General features: G+C 47.8%; 1 protein-coding gene and 1 pseudogene. Both read left to right on the top strand.

Features of this window, described 5'->3' with window-relative positions; translation table 11 throughout:
* A partial coding sequence (gene tsaB / locus R7040_RS25505) for a tRNA (adenosine(37)-N6)-threonylcarbamoyltransferase complex dimerization subunit type 1 TsaB (RefSeq protein WP_318097431.1) occupies positions 1–694 on the top strand: 694 nt, incomplete at its 5' end.
* Between the two features lie 51 nt (positions 695–745).
* A pseudogene (locus R7040_RS25500) lies at positions 746–849 on the top strand (chromosome partitioning protein ParA); the annotation flags it as partial.

Here is an 849-nt window from a genome sequence, read left to right as displayed (position 1 = left end):
AAAAATTCTTGCTATCGATACCGCAACTGAAAACTGTTCAGTTGCACTACTGGTTAATGACCAAGTGATTTCACGCAGCGAAGTGGCACCTCGTGACCACACGAAAAAAGTGCTGCCAATGGTTGACGAAGTGCTGAAAGAAGCGGGTCTAACTCTACAAGACTTGGATGCACTAGCGTTTGGCCGTGGCCCTGGTAGCTTTACTGGTGTTCGTATCGGTATTGGCATCGCTCAAGGCCTAGCATTTGGTGCAGAACTGCCGATGATTGGTGTTTCAACATTGGCTGCGATGGCACAAGCAAGCTACCGCCTGCATGGTGCAACTGATGTCGCTGTAGCGATTGATGCGCGCATGAGCGAAGTTTACTGGGCACGTTATTCTCGCCAAGAAAACGGCGAATGGATGGGTGTTGATGAAGAATGTGTGATTCCACCAGCTCGTTTGGCGGAAGAAGCACAAGCTGACTCTAAAACGTGGACAACAGCTGGTACAGGTTGGTCTGCATATCAGGAAGAACTGGCGGGCCTGCCGTTTAACACTGCAGACAGTGAGGTATTGTACCCTGACTCACAAGACATTGTGATTTTAGCTAAGCAAGAACTAGAAAAAGGCAATACGGTTCCTGTTGAAGAATCTAGCCCGGTTTACCTGCGTGATAACGTGACTTGGAAGAAACTTCCAGGCCGCGAATAATTAGGAAAAAAATAAGGACGGGGCGGTAGCCCTGTCTTTTTATGGAGCGTTATGGCGTCGATTAATGGTTTACCTCCTTCACTGATACCCGGTACCAACCGTACCAATAAAGTGGGTAAAAAAGGGCAGGTAAAGAAAGCTCAAAATAAGCAGTC

It is taken from the genome of Vibrio sp. 1069, from assembly GCF_033340555.1.
This window is presented reverse-complemented; position numbering and strand designations above follow the sequence as displayed.